The 18441-nt window shown below is 70.6% G+C and carries 18 protein-coding genes; 9 read left to right on the top strand and 9 right to left on the bottom strand.

Going from position 1 to position 18441, the window contains the following annotated elements; genetic code table 11:
• Positions 1 to 191: 191 nt before the first annotated feature.
• The gene (locus K4G64_RS18025; protein ID WP_221757063.1) at positions 192 to 776 is read right to left on the bottom strand and encodes a PaaI family thioesterase; all 585 of its coding nucleotides are present in this window, start codon (positions 774 to 776) and stop codon (positions 192 to 194) included.
• Between the two features lie 58 nt (positions 777 to 834).
• Between K4G64_RS18025 and K4G64_RS18020 the strand changes: the two genes are divergently transcribed.
• Entirely contained in the window at positions 835 to 1293 is a 459-nt protein-coding gene (locus tag K4G64_RS18020; protein WP_221757062.1) for a DUF3093 domain-containing protein, read from the top strand.
• Between the two features lie 94 nt (positions 1294 to 1387).
• Here K4G64_RS18020 and K4G64_RS18015 read toward each other — a convergent pair whose 3' ends face one another.
• The 4 genes from K4G64_RS18015 to K4G64_RS18000 all read right to left on the bottom strand — a co-directional run bounded on the left by K4G64_RS18015 (position 1388) and on the right by K4G64_RS18000 (position 4947).
• Positions 1388 to 2338 carry an EcsC family protein gene (locus K4G64_RS18015; RefSeq protein WP_221757061.1) on the bottom strand — a complete coding sequence of 317 codons (951 nt, stop codon included), beginning with the start codon at positions 2336 to 2338 and terminating at the stop codon, positions 1388 to 1390.
• Positions 2339 to 2351: 13 nt separating this feature from the next.
• Positions 2352 to 2648 (bottom strand): DUF4193 domain-containing protein, encoded by a 297-nt coding sequence (locus tag K4G64_RS18010; protein WP_003993510.1) that lies wholly within the window; start codon positions 2646 to 2648, stop codon positions 2352 to 2354.
• Positions 2649 to 3054: 406 nt separating this feature from the next.
• Positions 3055 to 4287, bottom strand: coding sequence for a HAMP domain-containing sensor histidine kinase (locus K4G64_RS18005; RefSeq protein ID WP_221757060.1), 1233 nt, complete (start codon positions 4285 to 4287; stop codon positions 3055 to 3057).
• Between the two features lie 6 nt (positions 4288 to 4293).
• On the bottom strand, positions 4294 to 4947 hold the full coding sequence (locus tag K4G64_RS18000) for a response regulator transcription factor (RefSeq protein WP_003993508.1): 654 nt from the start codon (positions 4945 to 4947) through the stop codon (positions 4294 to 4296).
• 414 nt (positions 4948 to 5361) lie between these two features.
• Here K4G64_RS18000 and K4G64_RS17995 point away from each other — a divergent pair, with 414 nt between their 5' ends.
• Positions 5362 to 5535: a hypothetical protein gene (locus K4G64_RS17995; RefSeq protein ID WP_179878997.1), complete on the top strand. Its 174-nt coding sequence runs from the start codon at positions 5362 to 5364 to the stop codon at positions 5533 to 5535.
• 61 nt (positions 5536 to 5596) lie between these two features.
• On the opposite strand, the gene K4G64_RS17990 is transcribed toward K4G64_RS17995, so the two are convergent.
• Both K4G64_RS17990 and K4G64_RS17985 read right to left on the bottom strand, forming a co-directional pair.
• A complete protein-coding gene (locus tag K4G64_RS17990; protein WP_221757059.1) occupies positions 5597 to 6412 on the bottom strand; it encodes an inositol monophosphatase family protein in 816 nt (271 codons plus the stop codon).
• A gap of 8 nt (positions 6413 to 6420) precedes the next feature.
• Positions 6421 to 7548 (bottom strand): ferrochelatase, encoded by a 1128-nt coding sequence (locus tag K4G64_RS17985; RefSeq protein WP_221757058.1) that lies wholly within the window; start codon positions 7546 to 7548, stop codon positions 6421 to 6423.
• Positions 7549 to 7718: 170 nt separating this feature from the next.
• On the opposite strand from K4G64_RS17985, the gene K4G64_RS17980 reads away from it, so the two are divergent.
• From K4G64_RS17980 to sepH, 3 genes are all read left to right on the top strand, one after another.
• Entirely contained in the window at positions 7719 to 8960 is a 1242-nt protein-coding gene (locus K4G64_RS17980; protein WP_221757057.1) for an MFS transporter, read from the top strand.
• Positions 8920 to 10239: a D-arabinono-1,4-lactone oxidase gene (locus K4G64_RS17975; RefSeq protein ID WP_221757056.1), complete on the top strand. Its 1320-nt coding sequence runs from the start codon at positions 8920 to 8922 to the stop codon at positions 10237 to 10239. Before K4G64_RS17980 ends, K4G64_RS17975 begins: the two co-directional genes overlap by 41 nt.
• A gap of 710 nt (positions 10240 to 10949) precedes the next feature.
• On the top strand, positions 10950 to 11981 hold the full coding sequence (gene sepH, locus K4G64_RS17970; protein ID WP_221757055.1) for a septation protein SepH: 1032 nt from the start codon (positions 10950 to 10952) through the stop codon (positions 11979 to 11981).
• 89 nt (positions 11982 to 12070) lie between these two features.
• On the opposite strand, the gene K4G64_RS17965 is transcribed toward sepH, so the two are convergent.
• On the bottom strand, positions 12071 to 12919 hold the full coding sequence (locus tag K4G64_RS17965) for a sulfurtransferase (RefSeq protein WP_221757054.1): 849 nt from the start codon (positions 12917 to 12919) through the stop codon (positions 12071 to 12073).
• A gap of 250 nt (positions 12920 to 13169) precedes the next feature.
• On the opposite strand from K4G64_RS17965, the gene K4G64_RS17960 reads away from it, so the two are divergent.
• Positions 13170 to 13973, top strand: a complete 804-nt coding sequence (locus tag K4G64_RS17960; protein WP_221757053.1) for a VOC family protein — start codon at positions 13170 to 13172, stop codon at positions 13971 to 13973.
• Between the two features lie 107 nt (positions 13974 to 14080).
• Here K4G64_RS17960 and K4G64_RS17955 read toward each other — a convergent pair whose 3' ends face one another.
• Positions 14081 to 14614 carry an RNA polymerase sigma factor gene (locus K4G64_RS17955; protein ID WP_221757052.1) on the bottom strand — a complete coding sequence of 178 codons (534 nt, stop codon included), beginning with the start codon at positions 14612 to 14614 and terminating at the stop codon, positions 14081 to 14083.
• A gap of 366 nt (positions 14615 to 14980) precedes the next feature.
• Here K4G64_RS17955 and K4G64_RS17950 point away from each other — a divergent pair, with 366 nt between their 5' ends.
• Genes K4G64_RS17950 through K4G64_RS17940 form a run of 3 tightly spaced genes read left to right on the top strand, consistent with a single transcriptional unit; the run spans position 14981 to position 18427 of the window.
• Positions 14981 to 16018 (top strand): 3-oxoacyl-[acyl-carrier-protein] synthase III C-terminal domain-containing protein, encoded by a 1038-nt coding sequence (locus K4G64_RS17950; protein WP_221757051.1) that lies wholly within the window; start codon positions 14981 to 14983, stop codon positions 16016 to 16018.
• Positions 16019 to 16073: 55 nt separating this feature from the next.
• On the top strand, positions 16074 to 17417 hold the full coding sequence (locus K4G64_RS17945; protein WP_221757050.1) for an NAD(P)/FAD-dependent oxidoreductase: 1344 nt from the start codon (positions 16074 to 16076) through the stop codon (positions 17415 to 17417).
• A complete protein-coding gene (locus K4G64_RS17940) occupies positions 17414 to 18427 on the top strand; it encodes an ester cyclase (protein WP_221757049.1) in 1014 nt (337 codons plus the stop codon). Before K4G64_RS17945 ends, K4G64_RS17940 begins: the two co-directional genes overlap by 4 nt.
• The last annotated feature ends 14 nt before the right edge of the window (positions 18428 to 18441 follow it).

The raw sequence follows: 18441 nt of genomic DNA, 5'->3' as shown, positions 1-18441 counted from the left end.
GGTCACGGGGCTTTCCGGGCTGACGGGGCTGGTGGTGGCGTCGGGCCACGACGGCCCGGTGGAGCTGCCGGGCCCGGTGGGACCGGTGGTGCCGTCGGGAGGCTTGGGACCCCTGTTGCTGTCGGGCCACGTGGGACCGGCGGTGCTGTCGGGCCTCGCTGGACCGGTGGCGTTCCCGGGTCCGCTCGGGCTCACGGGTTCACCTCGAAGGCGCGGGCGCGCCGGACCTGGTCCGGGTCGCTCATGGCGGCCTGGATCTCCTCCTGGCGGCCGTGGTCGACGAAGTGGTCGACCTTCACCTCGATGAAGAGCGCGTCCGCGCGCACCGCGACGGGCCCTTCGGGACCGCCGACGCGTCCGGTCGCGGTGGAGTAGATCTTCCGCCCGGCCACCGCCGTCACCTCCGCCTCCAGGTGCAGCGTGGTGCCGACGGGCACGGGCCGTACGAAGTCGGTCTCCAGCCGTCCGGTCACCGCGATCGTGCGCAGCAGCCAGTTCAGCGAGCCGAGCGTCTCGTCGAGGGCGGAGGCCAGCACGCCACCGTGCGCGAGGCCCGGGGCGCCCTGGTGGGCGGGCTGCACGGTGAACTCGGCGGTGAGCGACACGCCCTCGCCGGCCCGCGCCTCCAGGTGCAGCCCGTGCGGCTGCTCGCCGCCACAGCCGAAGCACTGGCCGTAGTGCGCGCCGAGGAGCTCGCCGGGCGCGGGTGCGTCCGGGTGTCGCACCGGTTGCACGGCGTCGGCCGGAGGCTGAAGGGCTGCGGAAGTACCACTCACAGCCGGAGACCTTACCCGCGCGTCGGCCCCTTCCCGACACCGTGTCAAGCTTGGCCTCATGCAGCTCTCCGCCGCCCCGTACGAAGAACGCCTCACCGCCCCGCGGACCTGGTGGCTGATCTCGTTCCTCGTGGGTGTCTCGATGGCCCTGGTCCTGCTCCCCTTCGGCACGCTGCCGATGCTCGGCGGCCTCGCCGGGGGCACCGCGGTCGCGGCCGTCGCCGCGAGCTCCTACGGCTCGGTCCGCATCCGCGTGGTCGGGGACTCCCTGATCGCGGGCGAGGCCAAGATCCCGCTGACGGCACTGGGCGAGGCGGAGGTGCTGGACGCGGAGGAGGCCCGTGCCTGGCGCACCTACAAGGCCGATCCGCGCGCCTTCCTCCTGCTGCGCGCGTACATCCCCACGGCCCTGCGCGTGGAGGTCACGGACCCGCAGGATCCGACTCCGTACCTGTACCTGTCGACGCGTGAGCCGGAGCGGCTGGCGCAGGCGCTGCGGACGGGGACGTCGGCGTAGCACACCTGCGCGGGGTGTCACCCGGCCGCTGTGCGACGGCCGGCCGGTCCCGGCGTCCGTCGCCGTATCGCCCGGCGTGTCCGTCGTCGCCGCGCTACCCGCCGTGTCCGCCGTCGGGCCGGTGGCCCTCGTGGCGGCCCAGGGGGTCTTTGGTGATCTCACCCATCTCCAGGGCGTCCGCCGGACGTTCCAGCGCGGGGAGCGCCTCCAGGGCCTCCCAGGGCACCTGGATCTTGCGCAGGTCCCGGCGGATCCGGCCGGCGAGCTTTCTCGTCTCGCCGCGGTTCATGACCGCTCCCACGGCGGCGCCCACCAGGAACGGCATCAGGTTCGGCATGCCGCGGACCATGCGCTTCATGATCCGCTGACGCAGTTCGCGCTTCATGCGGCTGTTCAGCGCCACGCTGAGCGTCGACGGCTTGGTCTGGTCGATGCCGCGCTCTCCCGACCAGGAGTCGAGGTACGCGGTGCTGCGCTGCTTGAGGTTGCCGGGCGGCCGCACGCCGTAGACCTCGTGGAGTTCGGCGATCAGCTTCAGCTCGATCACCGCGACGCCGGTGACCTCGGCGGCCAGTTCTGTCGGCATAGCCGGGGGCACGGGGAGCATGGCGGCCGCGCCGACACCGGCTCCGACCGTCGCCGTCGCGTTCGCCGCGCCCGCCACGAGCTTGTCCGCGAGCTCCTCGGGCCCGAGGCCGGGGAACTGTCTGCGCAGCGTCGCCAGGTCCCGGACGGGGACGCGCGGGGCAAGCTCGATGATGCGGTCGGCGAGGTAGGCGAGTCCGGCCCGGGCCCGGTCGCCGCCCTTGCGGGCGCCTTCCCTGGCCCGCTCCCGGATCGCCCCCGCCCGCCGTCTCGCGACGGGTGCGGGGACGTCCACGGACGCCGGGAGGTCACCCCGGCCGGCCGGTTCGAGCGAGGCCGCCCCCGTACCGGTGGAGCCTCGCTCGTCGTCACGCGCGCCGTACCGCGGGCCGTCCATCGGCCCTTCGTCCGCTTCCCGTTTGGAGAAGCGGCGCTTCCAGGGAGAGGTCGAGCCGGTCACGGCCGACCCGTCCTCAGTCGCAGTCGCGGCAGATCGGCTGACCGTTCTTCTCGCGGGCCAGCTGGCTGCGGTGGTGGACCAGGAAGCAGCTCATGCAGGTGAACTCGTCCTGCTGCTTCGGGAGCACCCGGACGGCCAGTTCCTCGTTCGAGAGGTCGGCTCCGGGCAGCTCGAGGCCCTCTGCCGCCTCGAACTCGTCGACGTCCACGGCGGAGGCCGACTTGTCATTCCTCCGAGCCTTCAGCTCTTCGAGGCTGTCCGAGTCGACGTCGTCGTCGGTCTTGCGTGGAGTGTCGTAATCGGTTGCCATGGTCGCTCTCCCCCTCTGGGTGTCTGCGGTGTCTCCAGCGCACGTAACGCGTGAGAGGCCGGACTTGTGCCCGACCTGAGGCGGAGATTTTGCCTCACATCAAGGTCTGTTACTCAATCGACACCCAACCGGACTCCTGACGAGTGATCGGCTTGGATGGCGATGGGGACCGTACACGGTCCGAATGCTGCACGCCAAAGGCGTCTCACCGTGTACTTCCCGTGATCAAGACCCCCGAAAACCGGGATTTTCCCGGCTTTCCGACAGCGTGCATGATCACGGAGAGTAGATGGCCGGAAAGGCGTCCCTGTGATCGATCACACACGGTGCACGCGCGGTGCAGCCTCAGAAATTCCGCGCAAAGCGAACATCCCCGTGTGCCGCCGAGTTGATCGGCGACATGATCTCAGATCGGCAGCGTGACGCGCATGACGAGCCCACCTCCCTCACGCGGCTGGGCGTAGATGTGCCCGCCGTGCGCCCGGGCCACCGACCGGACGATGGAGAGCCCGAGCCCGACGCCCTTGTCGCTGCCCGTCCGCTCCGTGCGCAGCCGCCGGAACGGCTCGAAGAGGTTGTCGATCTCGTATGCCGGCACGACCGGGCCCGTGTTGGACACCACCAGGACCGCCTGGCCGTGCTGGACGTCGGTGGTGACCTCGACCCAGCCGTCCTCGGCGATGTTGTAGCGCACGGCGTTCTGCACCAGGTTGAGCGCGATCCGCTCCAGCAGCACGCCGTTGCCCTGGACGACCGCGGGCTTCTGCTCGCCCCGGATCAGCACGCCCTTGCTCTCGGCCTCGCCGTGCACCTGGTCGACGGCCTGCTCGGCGACCTCGGCGAGGTCCACCGGTCCGCGCTCGACGATCTGATTGTCGCTGCGGGCGAGGAGCAGCAGGCCCTCGACGAGCTGCTCGCTGCGTTCGTTGGTGGCCAGCAGCGTCTTGCCGAGCTGCTGGAGTTCCATCGGCGCGTTCGGGTCGGACAGGTGCACCTCGAGGAGCGTGCGGTTGATCGCCAACGGCGTTCTCAGCTCGTGCGAGGCGTTGCCGACGAAGCGCTGCTGGGCGGTGAAGGCCCGCTGCAGCCGCTCCAGCATGTCGTCGAAGGTGTCGGCCAGCTCCTTCAGCTCGTCGTCCGGGCCGTCCAGCTCGATCCGGCGGGAGAGGTCCGAGCCCGCCACCGCGCGGGCGGTGCGGGTGATCCGGCCCAGCGGGGAGAGCACGCGCCCGGCCATGGCGTAGCCGAAGGCGAAGGCGATGACCGCCAGGCCCAGCAGGGCCAGCAGCGAGCGGCTAAGCAGACTGTCCAGGGCGTGCCGGCGCTGTTCGTTGACGCAGGCGTTCATGGCGCTGTTGAACTCGGCGGGCGACGCCTGGTCCGGCAGGTTGCAGATGTCGCTGGTGACCTTGCCCTCGACGATCTTGAACGGCAGGTCGCTGCCCACGTTCAGGGCCTGCGCGGCCAGCAGGTAGATGATCGACAGCAGCAGGATGCCGGCGATGAGGAACATGCCGCCGTAGAGCAGCGTGAGCCTTATGCGGATGGTCGGGCGCAGCCACGGGAAGGGCGGCACGGGCCTTCTGGGGTCCCAGGTGGGCTTGGGAGGCGCCTGCGGGGGCGCGGGAGTCGTTGCCACGGGGTATCAGATCCGGTAGCCGGAGCCGGGGACGGTGACGATGACGGGCGGCTCGCCCAGCTTGCGGCGCAGGGTCATGACCGTCACGCGCACGACGTTCGTGAACGGGTCCGTGTTTTCGTCCCACGCCTTCTCCAGGAGCTGCTCCGCCGAGACGACGGCGCCCTCGCTGCGCATCAGCACCTCCAGGACCGCGAACTCCTTGGGGGCGAGCTGGACCTCCTTGCCGTCGCGGAAGACCTCGCGGCGGTTGGGGTCGAGCTTGATCCCGGCGCGCTCCAGGACGGGCGGCAGCGGCACGCTGGTGCGCCGGCCGAGGGCGCGCACGCGGGCGATGAGCTCACTGAAGGCGAACGGCTTGGGCAGGTAGTCGTCGGCACCGATCTCCAGTCCCTCGACCCGGTCGCTGACGTCGCCGGAGGCCGTCAGCATCAGCACGCGCGTCGGCATGCCCAGTTCGACGATCTTGCGGCAGACGTCGTCGCCGTGCACGAGCGGGAGGTCGCGGTCGAGGACGACCACGTCGTAGTCGTTGACGCCGATGCGCTCCAGGGCGGCCGCGCCGTCGTACACGACGTCGACGGCCATGGCCTCCCGGCGCAGTCCGGTGGCCACCGCATCGGCGAGCAGTTGCTCGTCCTCGACGACGAGTACGCGCACGTTCCTGGTCCTTCCTCATGTCCGCCCGCGCGGCCCGGCACCGGGCGCACGCGGGCAGGGGTCTTCGACGGTGCCTTGGTGTTGCCCTCCATCCTGCCCTTTTCGGCCATAAGTCGGAGGTAAGGCGGGTGAGAGGGGTGCGACCCGGGAGGGAATACGAGATTTTCTCCTCCGGTTAGGTTTCCACGGAAGGGAGCTTGGGGAGGACGGCTTTACATCCCACGATCACGCTCTGCTGGCGCCGCACCACCATGCGGTGCGCATCAATCCGCTTTCCCGCAGGGCGGGCGTGGGTGTCCGGCACCGTCGCCGCCCAGCCGAGCGGCGCTGGGCATCCACATGCGGCGTGATCGTCCCTTCCGAACGGCACACCCCCGTGCCAACGACCCACGACCCAGGACGAGGGGGCGCAGCATGGACGCATTCACCGCAGGACTTCTGCAGCGCATAAGGGCGACCGAGTCCGATCTGTCCCGGGCTCGCGACGAGGGCGACGAGTTCCTCGTCGATGTGGAGCAGGGCGAGCTCGACGACCTGCGCCGACTCGCTGCCGAGCACGGAGTGGTGGTCAGCGCGACGAGCGTCTGATCAGTACGTACGAAGCGGGCCCCGGCGAATCCAGCGCCGGGGCCCGCTTCGTCGTCGCTGCTCAGTCGTGCCAGGCGCCGAAGTCCTCCAGGAGGCGCTGGAGGGGCTCGAAGAGGCCGGGGGTACCCGCCACTGCCAGAGCGCCCGACGGGCGCTCTCCGGGGCGCCCACCGGTCAGCGCGCCCGCCTCCCGGGCGATGAGGTCCCCCGCGGCTAGGTCCCAGGGGTGCAGGCCGCGCTCGTAGTAGCCGTCGAGGCGGCCCGCGGCCACGTCGCACAGGTCGACGGCGGCCGAGCCGCCGCGCCGGATGTCGCGCAGCAGCGGGATCAGCCGCTGCGCCACGTCCGCCTGGTGGGCGCGGACGTCCGCGACGTAGTTGAAGCCCGTCGAGACCAGGGCGTGGTCCAGCGGCGGCGCGGGCCGGCAGGCCAGGGTGCGCTCGCCGTCCCAGGCCCCGGTGGCCCAGGCGCCCCGGCCGCGCACGGCGTGGAAGGTCTCACCGCGCATCGGGGCCGCGACGACTCCGACGACGGTCTCGCCGTCCTGCTCGGCGGCGATGGAGACGGCCCAGGTGGGCAGCCCGTACAGGTAGTTCACGGTGCCGTCGAGCGGGTCGATCACCCAGCGGACACCGCTCGTGCCCTCCGTGGCGGCACCCTCCTCGCCGAGGAAGCCGTCGTCCGGGCGGCGCTCGGCGATCAGGCCCGTGATCAGCTTCTCGGCCGCGATGTCCATCTCGGTGACGACGTCGATGGGGCTGGACTTGGTCGCGGCGACCGCGAGGTCGGCCGGACGCCCGTCCCGCAGCAGCGCGCCGGCACGGCGGGCCGCCTCCCGGGCGAGTTCGAGCAGGTCCGTGTGCAGGGGGTCGGTCACGGGGCTCCTCACGCGTAGGTGCTGTCGGCGCCCGCGGCGACGGGCCGGGGGGCGCGGGCCGGGCAGCAGCCGACCGGGCAGAGGTTGTGGCTCGCCCCGAGGGCGCCGAGGGCGCACGGCGTGACGTCCTGCCCGCGCTCGACGGCGGCGCGCTCCGTGACGAGCTCGCGGATCGCGGCGGCGAACCTCGGGTCGGCGCCGACGGTGGCCGAACGCCGCATCGGCAGCCCGAGCTCCTCGGCCCGGGCCTTGGCCTCCGTGTCGAGGTCGTAGAGGACCTCCATGTGGTCGGAGACGAAGCCGATGGGGGTGATGACGACGGCCGGGACGCCGGCCGCGTGCCGCTCGTCGAGGTGGTCGCAGATGTCGGGCTCCAGCCACGGGATGTGCGGGGCGCCGGAGCGGGACTGGTAGACGAGCTGCCAGGGGTGGTCGACGCCGGTGCGCTCCCGCACGGCGTCGGCGATCTGCTGCGCCACGTCCAGGTGCTGCTTCACGTACGCGCCGCCGTCGCCGTGCTCCTCGACGGGGCCGGAGGTGTCGGCGGAGGCCGTCGGGATCGAGTGCGTCGAGAAGGCGAGGTGCGCCCCGTCCCGGACGTCCTCGGGCAGCTCGGCGAGGGACCGGAGCACCCCGTCGATCATGGGCTCCAGGAAGCCCGGGTGGTTGAAGTAGTGCCGGAGCTTGTCGACCTTCGGCAGCTCCAGGCCTTCCGCCTCCAGGGCGGCGAGCGCGTCGGCGAGGTTCTCGCGGTACTGGCGGCACCCCGAGTACGAGGCGTAGGCGCTGGTGGCGAGGACCAGGATGCGGCGGCGGCCGTCGCGGACCATCTCGCGCAGCGTGTCCGTCAGGTAAGGCGCCCAGTTGCGGTTGCCCCAGTAGACCGGCAGGTCCAGGCCGTGCTCGGCGAAGTCCTTGCGCAGGGCGTCCAGCAGGGCGCGGTTCTGGTCGTTGATCGGGCTGACGCCGCCGAAGAGGAAGTAGTGCTGCCCGACTTCCTTGAGGCGTTCCTTGGGGATGCCGCGCCCACGCGTCACGTTCTCCAGGAACGGAACCACGTCGTCCGGGCCTTCCGGGCCGCCGAACGAGAGCAGGAGCAGGGCGTCGTAGGGGCTGACATCGCGCGCGTCTGGCATGAGTCGATCCTGCCACCCTGCACCGACAGCCGGGAAACGGCGGGGTGCCACCCGCGCGCCAGGCAGGCCCCACGGGAGCCGCGAGGCCGCTCCGGACGGGTGCGTCGGGGCGCCCCGGGCCGTAAGCTGTGTCGACTGCGTTCGCAGCTTACTGAGCCTTCGGAGACCCCGTGCCCAGCCCCTACCGCGCCCTGTTCGCAGCCCCCGGCTCCAAGGGTTTCTCCACTGCGGGCTTCCTCGGTCGGATCCCGGTGTCGATGATGGGCATCGGCGTGATCACCATGATCTCCCAGCTGACGGGGAGGTACGGCCTGGCCGGTGCCCTGTCGGCCACCGTCGCACTGTCCGCCGCCGTGGCCGGACCGCAGGTCTCGCGCCTGGTCGACCAGTACGGGCAGCGGCGCGCGCTGCGCCCGGCGACGCTGATCTCCCTGACCGCGGCGGCCCTGCTGCTGTGTGCGGCGCACTACGGGTGGGCGGACTGGGTGCTGTTCGTGGCGTGCGTCGGCATCGGCTGTGTGCCGAGCGTCGGCGCGATGGTCCGGGCCCGCTGGGCGGCCCTGTACCGGGGGACGCCGCAGTTGCACACCGCGTACTCCTTCGAGTCCGTGGTGGACGAGGTGTGCTTCGTCTTCGGTCCGATCCTCTCCATCGGGCTGTCCACGGCCTGGTTCCCGGAGGCCGGTCCGCTGCTCGCCGCCTGCTTCCTGGCCGTCGGCGTGTTCTGGCTGACCTCGCAGCGCGCCACCGAACCCCAGCCGCACCCGCGTGAGCGGAAGGGCGGCGGCGGCAGCGCGCTGCGCGCGCCGGGGCTCCAGGTCCTGGTGGCCACCTTCGTCGCCACCGGGGCGATCTTCGGGGCCGTCGACGTGGTCACCGTGGCCTTCGCCGACGAGGAGGGGCACAAGGCCGCGGCGAGCATCGTCCTCGCGGTGTACGCGGCGGGTTCCTGTGTGGCGGGCATGGTGTTCGGGCTGCTGCACTTCGCCGGGGCACCGGAACGACGGTGGCTGCTGGGCGTCTGCGCCATGGCCGTGAGTATGATCCCCCTCCTACTGGTCGGAAACTTGCCGTTTCTGGCCGTGGCGCTGTTCGTTGCGGGTCTGTCCATCGCTCCCACCATGATCACGACGATGTCCCTCATCGAAGAGCACGTACCACGCGCGCAGCTCACCGAAGGCATGACCTGGGTGAGCACCGGGCTCACGGCGGGGGTCGCACTCGGCTCCTCCACGGCCGGCTGGGTGATCGACGCGGCCGGGGCGCGTGCCGGGTACGGGGTTCCGGCGGTGTCCGGGGCCGTCGCGGTCGCGGTGGGTTTCCTCGGGTTCCGCCGGCTCAAGCGACCGGCACCGGGTCGGGGAGGCTCCGTTGAGCAGCACAGCGAACGGAAAGAACGGCACGTGGCGTAACTGGGGCGGCAACGTCTCGGCACGTCCCGCGCGGGAGGTCACCCCTGCCTCGGTCGACGAGCTGGCCGCCGCAGTGCGGCGGGCCGCCGAGGACGAGCTGAAGGTGAAGGCCGTCGGTGCCGGGCACTCCTTCACATCCATAGCCGCGACGGACGGCGTGTTGATCCGCCCTCAACTGTTGACCGGGATTCGCGGCATCGACCGCGAGAACATGACGGTCACGGTGGAGGCCGGCACCCCGCTCAAGAGGCTCAATGTGGCTCTCGCCCGCGAGGGTCTGTCGCTCGCGAACATGGGCGACATCATGGAGCAGACCGTCTCCGGGGCCACCAGCACAGGCACGCACGGCACGGGCCGGGACTCGGGCTCGATCGCCGCCCAGATCAAGGGCTTGGAGCTGGTCACCGCCGACGGCTCGGTGCTGAGCTGCTCCGAGAAGGAGAACCCGGAGATCTTCGCCGCAGCCCGCATCGGCCTCGGCGCCCTGGGCATCGTCACCGCGATCACCTTCGCCGTCGAGCCGGTCTTCCTGCTCACGGCCCGCGAGGAGCCGATGCCGTTCGACAAGGTCCTCTCCGACTTCGAGGAACTCTGGGCCGAGAACGAGCACTTCGAGTTCTACTGGTTCCCGCACACCGGCAGCACGAACACCAAGCGCAACAACCGCAGCGCGGGTCCCGAGAAGCCCGTGCCGCAGCTCAAGAGCTGGATCGAGGACGAGTTCCTCTCCAACGGCGTCTTCCAGGTGGCCAACTGGGTCGGCCGCGCGGTGCCGGCCACGATCCCCGCCATCGCCCAGATCTCCAGCAAGGCCCTGTCCGCGCGGACCTACACGGACATCCCCTACAAGGTTTTCACGTCCCCGCGCCGGGTGCGCTTCGTGGAGATGGAGTACGCCGTTCCGCGCGCGGCCGTCGTCGGGGTGCTGCGCGAGCTGAAGGCGATGGTCGACCGCTCCGGCCTCCGGGTCAGCTTCCCCGTCGAGGTGCGCACCGCCCCGGCCGACGACATCGCGCTGTCCACCGCCTCCGGCCGGGACACCGCGTACATCGCCGTCCACATGTTCCAGGGGACGCCCTTCCAGCGGTACTTCACGGCCGCCGAGCGCATCTTCACCGCCCATGAGGGCCGTCCGCACTGGGGCAAGATCCACACGCGGGACGCCGAGTACTTCTCCCGGGTGTATCCGCGCTTCGGCGAGTTCACGGCGCTGCGGGATCGTCTCGATCCTGATCGGCGGTTCCAGAACGACTACTTGCGGAGGGTTCTGGGGGCGTAGAGGGTGCGCCGGGGGTGGTGCTCCCGATGTCCTCACGCCGGTGCTGGGCGTGCCGGCTGTCCGATGACCGGAGTCCGGCGCGGTGGCGCCGCCACGGAAGAACGTGTCGCCGACCGTCGTGCTGTGGCCGCCGCTGAGGTTGTGGCCCGAGGCCGGCTCGTAGGTGGTGATTCCGGCCATCGTCACGCCGAAGACCGTGCCCTCGGTGAACTCGCCGGGTCTCGACGGGGCTTGCCCGGCGGAACCGACCACGGGCCTTTCCCGTAGACGGTCGTTCATCTGCGCAAGGAAGGGGCGTGCGGCCGTAACCCTTAGTTCCGATTCTGATGATTACGTGAAGTTCTTCACGTTCAAGATCGCGGAATGGGGGCAAGGGACGGCCAAGTACCACCTCTTGCGAGAAGTTGGGCGGCGCGCCAATCCACGCAGGTGGCCCGAATGGAGTACTGTTGCGAGCCCTGGGTCCGGTCTCCCGTAAGGGTGTACAGGGCCTTTAAGGACCGCCGGGAGGGGGCTAGTTGCACAGGGTGACAGAGTTCGTCACTTAGCGTTGCGAATAGGTTACCGTGCCATAACGGCGATCCAGGGCCCGCGCCCGACACGCCGGGCAACTCGGCAAGGTTGTGGCAGGCTGCACCCGGGCAGGCCACACTCGACTAGCGGAAGCAGCGACGCACGTGACGTCGGCAGGCACCACCCGGGAGGTCCCCATGCCCGAACTGCGTGTCGTGGCCGTCTCGAATGACGGCACACGGCTGGTGCTGAAGGCTGCCGACTCTACGGAGTACACGCTTCCGATCGACGAACGCCTGCGCGCCGCCGTGCGCGGCGACCGTCCGCGTCTCGGCCAGATCGAGATCGAGGTCGAAAGCCACCTCCGCCCCCGCGACATCCAGGCACGTATACGTGCGGGCGCGACCGCGGAAGAGGTCGCGCAGATGGCCGGCATCCCCGTCGACCGGGTGCGCCGCTTCGAGGGCCCCGTGCTCGCCGAGCGCGCCTTCATGGCCGAGCGGGCCCGCAAGACTCCGGTCCGCCGCCCCGGCGAGAACTCCGGTCCGCCCCTGGGCGAGGCCGTGCAGGAGCGACTGCTGCTGCGCGGCGCGGACAAGGACACCGTCCAGTGGGACTCGTGGCGTCGTGACGACGGCACGTGGGAGGTCCTGCTCGTCTACCGTGTCGCGGGCGAACCGCACGCGGCGAGCTGGACGTACGACCCGCCCCGGCGGCTCGTCCAGGCCGTCGACGACGAGGCGCGCTCCCTGATCGGCGAGTCCGACGACCTCGCCGCGCCCGAGCCCAGCTTCCCGTTCGTCCCCCGCATCGCCCGGCTGCCGCGCGACAGACCGCTGGACCGCCCCGAGCGGCCCAGCCTGCCCGCGCAGGCGTCCGAACCGATCGAGGAGACCACGGGCGGCGAGCGCGACTCGCTGACCAGCCTGCTCGAGGCGGTGCCCAGCTTCCGCGGCGACCTGGTGGTTCCGGAACTCCCCCCGGCGGAGCCCGAGGAGGAGCCCGTCGTCGCGGAGGTCGAGGAGGAAGAGCCCCCGGCTCCCGCGGCCTCGGCCGGTTCCGCCTACGCCGACGTCCTCATGCCGCGCTCGGTGGGCAGCCACCGCGACCGGCTCATCGGTGCCACCGACCGCCAGGCCGAGGCGGACGGTGTGCGTCCGGGCCGCCGGGCGGCCGTGCCGAGCTGGGACGAGATCGTGTTCGGGACGCGGCGCAAGAAGCAGGAGTAGCCGAGTCGGCTGCCGAAGGGCGAGGGCCGCGCTGTCCGGGCGCGGCCCTCTCTTCGTGTGCATCTTTTCGTGTCAGGCTCTGCGTCAGGTCACCGCGGGTCCGGGCCGACGGCCACCGGCCGGTCCGGGTCCGAGGACCACTCCGACCAGGACCCCACGTACAGCTCCGCCGGAATACCGGCGGCCGCCAGCGCCAGGACCTCGTGCGCGGCGGAGACCCCCGACCCGCAGTACACGCCGACCCGCGCCCCCTCGGTGACGCCAAGTCCCTCGAAACGCGCTCGCAGTTCCCCGGCGGGGAGGAAGCGCCCGTCGGCCCCCACGTTCTCCGTGGTGGGCGCCGACACCGCGCCCGGGATGTGCCCCGCCACCGGATCGATCGGCTCCTCCTCGCCCCGGTACCGCTCCCCCGCCCGCGCGTCCAGCAGCACCCCGGACCGCGCCAGGGCCGCGGCGGCATCCGCGTCGAGCAGCCCCGCCCCCGGCTCGGGCACGAAGTCGCCCTCCGCCGGAGTCGGCACGGTCTTGTCCAACGGCCCCTCCCAGGACGGCAACCCGCCGTCGAGGACCCGCACGTCCGGGTGACCCGTCCAGCGCAGCATCCACCATGCCCGGGCGGCCGCCCACCCCTGACCGCCGTCGTAGACGACCACCGGCGTCCCGGCCGACACGCCCGCCCGGCGCATCGCGGTACCGAAGTGCGCGAGGTCGGGCAGCGGGTGCCGGCCACCCTTGCCCGGCGCGGAGGCCAACTCCCGGTCCAGGTCGACGTATACGGCCCCCGGGAGGTGCCCTGCCTCGTACGCGGCCCGGCCGTCGAACGGCGGCTCCCCGGCCGCTTTGGCCGCGGTCAGCTGCCAGCGGACGTCGAGCAGGACCGGCGGCCGGGCACCCGCGAGATCCCTCGCGAGGTCGGATGCGGAGATGATGGCGTTCATGGTCCCCATCCTCGCGCACGGGGGTGGCCGAGCCGTCCGTGTCCGGCTACTCTGCTCGGCCGGAGCGAAGCGATCACGCGGCGTACGGGAACAAGCACATGCTGTACAGCTGAACGACACATGCCGACAAGCGCGCCGCGAGGGACGGGGCCCGCACATCGGGCATTCTCCCGGACAAGGGACGCCCCACAGGGCCGCCCCGCCAGGCTGCGGAGAGCACGGCCACCGCGAGGCCGAGAAGAGAGTGACGATGACCGACGCACGGGGGTCCGCCGGGCCGAACGGTGACACACCCGCTCGGCACGCGCCCGGCGCGCCCTGCTGGGTGAGCCTGATGGTGCACGGCCCGGACGCGACCGAGGAGTTCTACGGAGCGCTGTTCGGCTGGGAGTTCCAGCCGGGGCCCCAGCAGCTCGGCCCGTATGTGCGTGCCCTGCTCGACGGGCGGGAGGTGGCCGGCATCGGACGGCTGCCCCCGGACCGCCATCTGCCCATCGCGTGGACGCCCTACTTCGCCTCGGAGAACGTGGATCTCACGGCCGGCATGGTACGCAGCCGCGGCGGCACGATCGGTGTGGGCCCGCTGGACGCCGCCGACGCCGGCCGCCTCGCGATCGGCTCCGACCCCTCCGGCGCGGTCTTCGGCATCTGGCAGGCTGCCGCGCACCTCGGCACCGCAGTCTCGGGCGTTCCCGGCACACCCGCCTGGAACGAGCTGCTGACCTTCGAGTCGGCGAGCGTCGCCAAGTTCTACCGGATGGTGTTCGGCTACGAGGAGGAGCCGGTGGTCTCCGCCGACTTCGACTACGTGACCCTGCACCTGGGCGGCGAACCCGTCGCCGGCATCCACGGCCTGGGACAGGCCCTGCCCCGCGACCGCGGGCCGCACTGGGTGACGTACTTCCAGGTCGCCGACATCGACGACGCCGTGGACCATGTCGTCCACCTGGGCGGGCAGGTCCTGAAGCCGGTGCACGACACGCCCCACGGGCGGGTGGCGAGGGTGGCGGATCCGGAAGGGGCGCGGTTCGCGCTGGTGCAACGCCGCCCCTGACACCCACGGCTTGCGGCATCTGTGGATCAGAGCCGCGGCCTACGCTCGGAGCCGGCGCCGCATGTGCCACCTCCCGGCCGTGAGGCCCTCCCGGGCAGAGCCCCGGGCTACGCGACCCTCGACTCGAGCATCTCGGAGAGTCTCGTCATCCCCCGTGACGTATGGGACTTCACGGCACCCACCGATATTCCCATCGCGTCGGCAATTTCCGATTCCTTGAGATTCATCCAGTGCCTCAGAATCAGCGCCTCGAACTGTCGACGGGGAAGTTCCCTGAGGGCCTTGACCACAGCCCGCTGATCACTGTTGAGCAGTGCCTGCTGTTCGGCCGAGCGCACTACGGACTCACACAGCCGGGGCTCGGCATAGCGGCGGGCAATCACGAGCCGCCTCAACCTCATGCGAGCCAGGTTTCTGACCACCGATCGCAGGTAGCCTGCGGCGGCCTCCCTGGAGCGTAAATCGTCCCAATTCTTGTAGAGCTGGAAGAAGGCCTCTGCAACGATGTCCTCGGCATCAGCCTCCGCGCCCAATGCGACGGCGAGCCTGAGTAGATGTGACCGATAGGCGACGAAAAGGTGGGCGATTTCTGTCGACCGATCGGATTCGTGTGTGCTGCGCGGAATCAGTGCTGAGGTCATCCCCGTTACCCAACTCTCTCCGTAGCCCGCACCCTCGCTGCACGGGCCGCCACCGGTTCATCATGCCATGGGCCACTCCGCGCCATCGGACCGATTTCGGCCACCTCACGAGCAAGCGAGAGACAGGATCCAAAATCGATAGACAGCATTCCGCATTCACCCGGGCGCGCCACAAATACTCGCTCACGGTGGGTGTGACGGACGTCACCGCACTTGTTGGGCTCCGCCTGTAAACCAATCCGTGCTTCGCGCAACCAAGTGATGTGAAGTGAGCAAGCAGGGCCCCGCCAGGGGTACTTATCGCGACCACGCAAAGGGAGCGGCGAGACCAAGCCGCCCCCATGCGGCTGCACGGGGGAAAGACTTATGAAAGGCACAGGACTTCTTGTCCTGGAAGCTGTGACGACATGGTTACCGGAGGAGCGTGAGGCGGCATCGGCCATGGTGGCCGCGGGCAGGATCACCGCGGACGAGAGCCATGACCTCGGTCTGACCGCGGTACCGATATCCGAAGAGTCGGCACCCGACATGGCGGTACTGGCCGCGGAGCGCGCGCTCGGCGCCTCGACGTGCGGTCCCGAGGACATCGACGTGCTGGTGCACGGCTGGCTGTACCACCAGGGGCACGATTTCTGGTCCCCCGCCCACTACATCGCGGCCCGGATCGGCGCTGCCGCCGCGCTCCCGATCGGTGTCCAGCAGATGTCCAACGCCGGCGCCGCGGCGCTTGGCGTCGCCAGGGACAAGCTCACAGCGGACGCCCGCGCGCAGGTCGCCCTGGTGACCACCGCAGACCGTTTCTGCCCGCCTGGATTCGACCGCTGGGCCTCGGACTACGGCGTGGTGTACGGCGACGCCGGCACAGCGGCACTTCTGCGCCGCCAGGATCCCGGACGTGCCCGTTCCGGGCTTGCTCTGAAGTCGCTCGCCTTCGTGACGGATGCCCGATACGAGTCGATGTACCGCGGTCGTGACGAGTTCAGCCCGATTCCACTCTGGCGTGGCGGCCGTATCGACGTCAGAAGACCGAAGAAGGCTTACCTGGAGGAACACGGGGGAATTGCCGCTTTCACCGAGTCGGCGCGAGCGAGCGTGCGCGCCGTACTCCTGAAGGCACTTGCCGAAGCCGACGTGGATCCGAGGGACGCCCGTATCCGCTATGTGGCCCTGCCGCGCCTGAGCGACAGTGTTCTCAACATGATGTATCTGCCCGTTCTCGAGGGCCTGCTGACCGGAAAGGTGCTCCGGGAGCGAGAGGGCAGCGGTCATCTGGGGGCGGGCGACATGTTCGCCAATATGGCCCACATCTCCTCGTCCCCGGATCTCGAATCAGGGGAACTCGCCGTGCTGCTCGGCGGTGGTGGCGGCTTTACCTGGTCATGCGCCGTGGTACAGGCCGTCTGACATTACCCGCGCACCAACTGTTTGCGCCCAGTCAAGAACGTCCGAGAGGTCAGTCGTGCCAAAAAGCGAGACTCGAAGCTACGACGTCGTCATCAATGGGGCCAGCGTGGCCGGCTGTACGGCGGCGATTCTCTACGCACGCCAGGGTGCCAAGGTGACCCTGTTGGAACGCCGTTCCAGTATGACCGCCCACAAAGTGCTGTGCACGCACTACATTCAAGCCTCCGCCTATCCTGTGATGGCCGAACTCGGCTTGGCCGACGCCCTCGATGGCATAGGCGCGATACGCAACTCCGCGGACTATTGGACGAAATGGGGCTGGATCAGGCCCGAGGCCGAGGCCGGCCCCGGTGTCCTGCCGCACGGCTACAGCGTCCGCCGGCAGTCACTCGACCCGGTGTTACGGAGGATGGCCGCCGACACCGAGGGCGTGGATCTGCGGCTCGGCCACACCGTGAACGAGCTGCTGACGGAGGACGGCCGGACGACCGGTGTGGCCGGCACCTCGGCCGACGGCCCCTTCACCCTGCGGGCCTCACTCGTCGTGGGCGCCGACGGCAAGGACTCCACGGTCGCGCGTCTGACCGGTGCTCCGTCCGAGACCGCGGAGAACAACCGCTTCAGCTACTTCGCGTACTTCCGCGGGCTGCGCCACCCCGAGGGCCGCACCTCCGCACGCGTCTACTACCTCGACCCCGACAACGCCTACGTGATGCCCAACGAGGACGGGGTGACCGTCGTCGCCGCCGTACTGTCCAAGACGCGGCTCGACGACTTCCGCGAGGACATCGAGGGTGCCTACCTCGACTTCGTCCGCTCGCTGCCGGAGGGCCCCGAGATCGACAAGGCCGAGCGGATATCCAAGGTCATCGGCACCGTGAACTACCCGCTGATCGCGCGTCAACCGTCCGGTCCCGGATTCGCCCTCATCGGCGATGCCGCCCTCACCAGTGATCCCCTCTCCGCCGTGGGCTGCGCCTGGGCCATGCAGTCGGCCTCATGGCTGGCCGAAACCACGGCTCCTGCCCTCACCGGTGGCGGCCCGCTCGACGGCGCGCTCGCCGACTACGCGAAACGGCACGCCACGGAGACCGGAGGCCATCAGCACCTCATCGCCGACTACGCCTTGGCGCGCCCCTTCAACGAGATCGAGGCGTTCATGTTCGAGGGCGCGGCACGCGATACCCGCCTTGCGGAGCACTTCCATCTCTTCGGCTCCCGCCTGATGACGGTGGAGGACTACATGGCGCCCGAGATCGTCGCCCGTACCGAGAAGGTGACCGGCTGGAGTCTCTCGGAGGACTCTCTGCGGATCCTGTCCGGGGAGGTTCCGGGGGCCGCGACACACCCGGCCGGGACCGACGGCCCTCGCCCGGAGAGCACGGAGGCCGCCCGATGAACGCGCCGGCCACCGTCCTGACGCACCGGGAGCTGTGGGACGCGTGGTCCCGGCTGTGGAACGGCGACTTCGCCATCGCCGACACCATCCTGTCGCGTTCCATGCGGGTCAACATCCCCCAGCACGGCATGCCGGACCCCGCAACCCTCCACGACGGCCCGTCCGTCGCCTCCTGGATCGCCGCCTTCCGTTCCTCCTTCGACGACGACGCCCGGATCACCGGAGAGCTCGGTCCCTTCATCGTCGGCGACTACGCCATCGGCCGGTGGGTGTTCGAGGGCACCTGGCAAGGTGGCCGCCCCGCCGCCGCCACCGCGCCCGCCGGCACCCGCGTCGCCTTCCGCGGCGTTGACATCCTGCGCTTCGAGGACGGCCGGATCGCCGAGTACTGGCTCTCGGACGACCAGCTCGACCTCTACGCCCAACTGGGCGTCCTCGGCGACGCCGCCACGGCGTCACAGGGTGAGGACCCGGCGGCGGAACTGCGCGAGCGGCTCGCGGAGCTGCCTGCGGACGCCGGCCGCACATTACTCCTGAAGCAGGTGCTCGACGCCGCAGCCGAGGCGACGGAGAGTGCGGAACTGCGCGCCGCGTCCGGCGAGGAGAGCTTCCTGGCCCTCGGCGTCAACTCGCTGGCCGCCGTGGTCCTCGGCGAACTGCTCAGCGAGCTGACGGGCATCCCGCTGACCTCTACGACGGTCTTCGACCAGCCCACTCCGCGGGCACTCGCCGACCACCTGTGGACCCGGCTCACCCCAGCCGTGGACGGCTCGTCCGTGTCCCTGACGGCGGCCCTGGAGCGGCTGGAGGCGGCCGCCGCCGAACTCACCGGTGACGCCGCCGACGGGAACCTGCGCGCCGAACTCGTCACACGGCTGGGCGCCCTGCTCGACCGGCTCACGCCCGTGACGGAGGGAGCCACCAACGACAAGCCCATCGAAGCGACGTCCGCCGAGGAACTGCTCGCCTATCTGGACACCAGGCTCCGGCCCCTGGATGACGCCGGGTGACCCCGCCCCGGCCC

Origin of the sequence: Streptomyces sp. WAC04114 (assembly GCF_019733245.1) — a bacterium.
Lineage (GTDB): Bacteria > Actinomycetota > Actinomycetes > Streptomycetales > Streptomycetaceae > Streptomyces > Streptomyces massasporeus_A.
The sequence above is the reverse complement of the archived record's forward strand: the minus strand, read 5'-3'. Positions and strand labels throughout refer to the sequence as shown.

Excerpts from the sequence above, each read along its gene's own strand:
- K4G64_RS17965 (WP_221757054.1), bottom strand. The coding sequence starts at position 12,919 with ATGAACGCCATCATCTCCGCATCCGACCTCGCGAGGGATCTCGCGGGT.
- K4G64_RS17950 (WP_221757051.1), top strand. The coding sequence starts at position 14,981 with ATGAAAGGCACAGGACTTCTTGTCCTGGAAGCTGTGACGACATGGTTA.
- sepH (WP_221757055.1), top strand. The coding sequence starts at position 10,950 with ATGCCCGAACTGCGTGTCGTGGCCGTCTCGAATGACGGCACACGGCTG.
- K4G64_RS17960 (WP_221757053.1), top strand. The coding sequence starts at position 13,170 with ATGACCGACGCACGGGGGTCCGCCGGGCCGAACGGTGACACACCCGCT.
- K4G64_RS17955 (WP_221757052.1), bottom strand. The coding sequence starts at position 14,614 with ATGACCTCAGCACTGATTCCGCGCAGCACACACGAATCCGATCGGTCG.
- K4G64_RS17940 (WP_221757049.1), top strand. The coding sequence starts at position 17,414 with ATGAACGCGCCGGCCACCGTCCTGACGCACCGGGAGCTGTGGGACGCG.
- K4G64_RS18010 (WP_003993510.1), bottom strand. The coding sequence starts at position 2,648 with ATGGCAACCGATTACGACACTCCACGCAAGACCGACGACGACGTCGAC.
- K4G64_RS18020 (WP_221757062.1), top strand. The coding sequence starts at position 835 with ATGCAGCTCTCCGCCGCCCCGTACGAAGAACGCCTCACCGCCCCGCGG.
- K4G64_RS17985 (WP_221757058.1), bottom strand. The coding sequence starts at position 7,548 with ATGCCAGACGCGCGCGATGTCAGCCCCTACGACGCCCTGCTCCTGCTC.
- K4G64_RS17995 (WP_179878997.1), top strand. The coding sequence starts at position 5,362 with ATGGACGCATTCACCGCAGGACTTCTGCAGCGCATAAGGGCGACCGAG.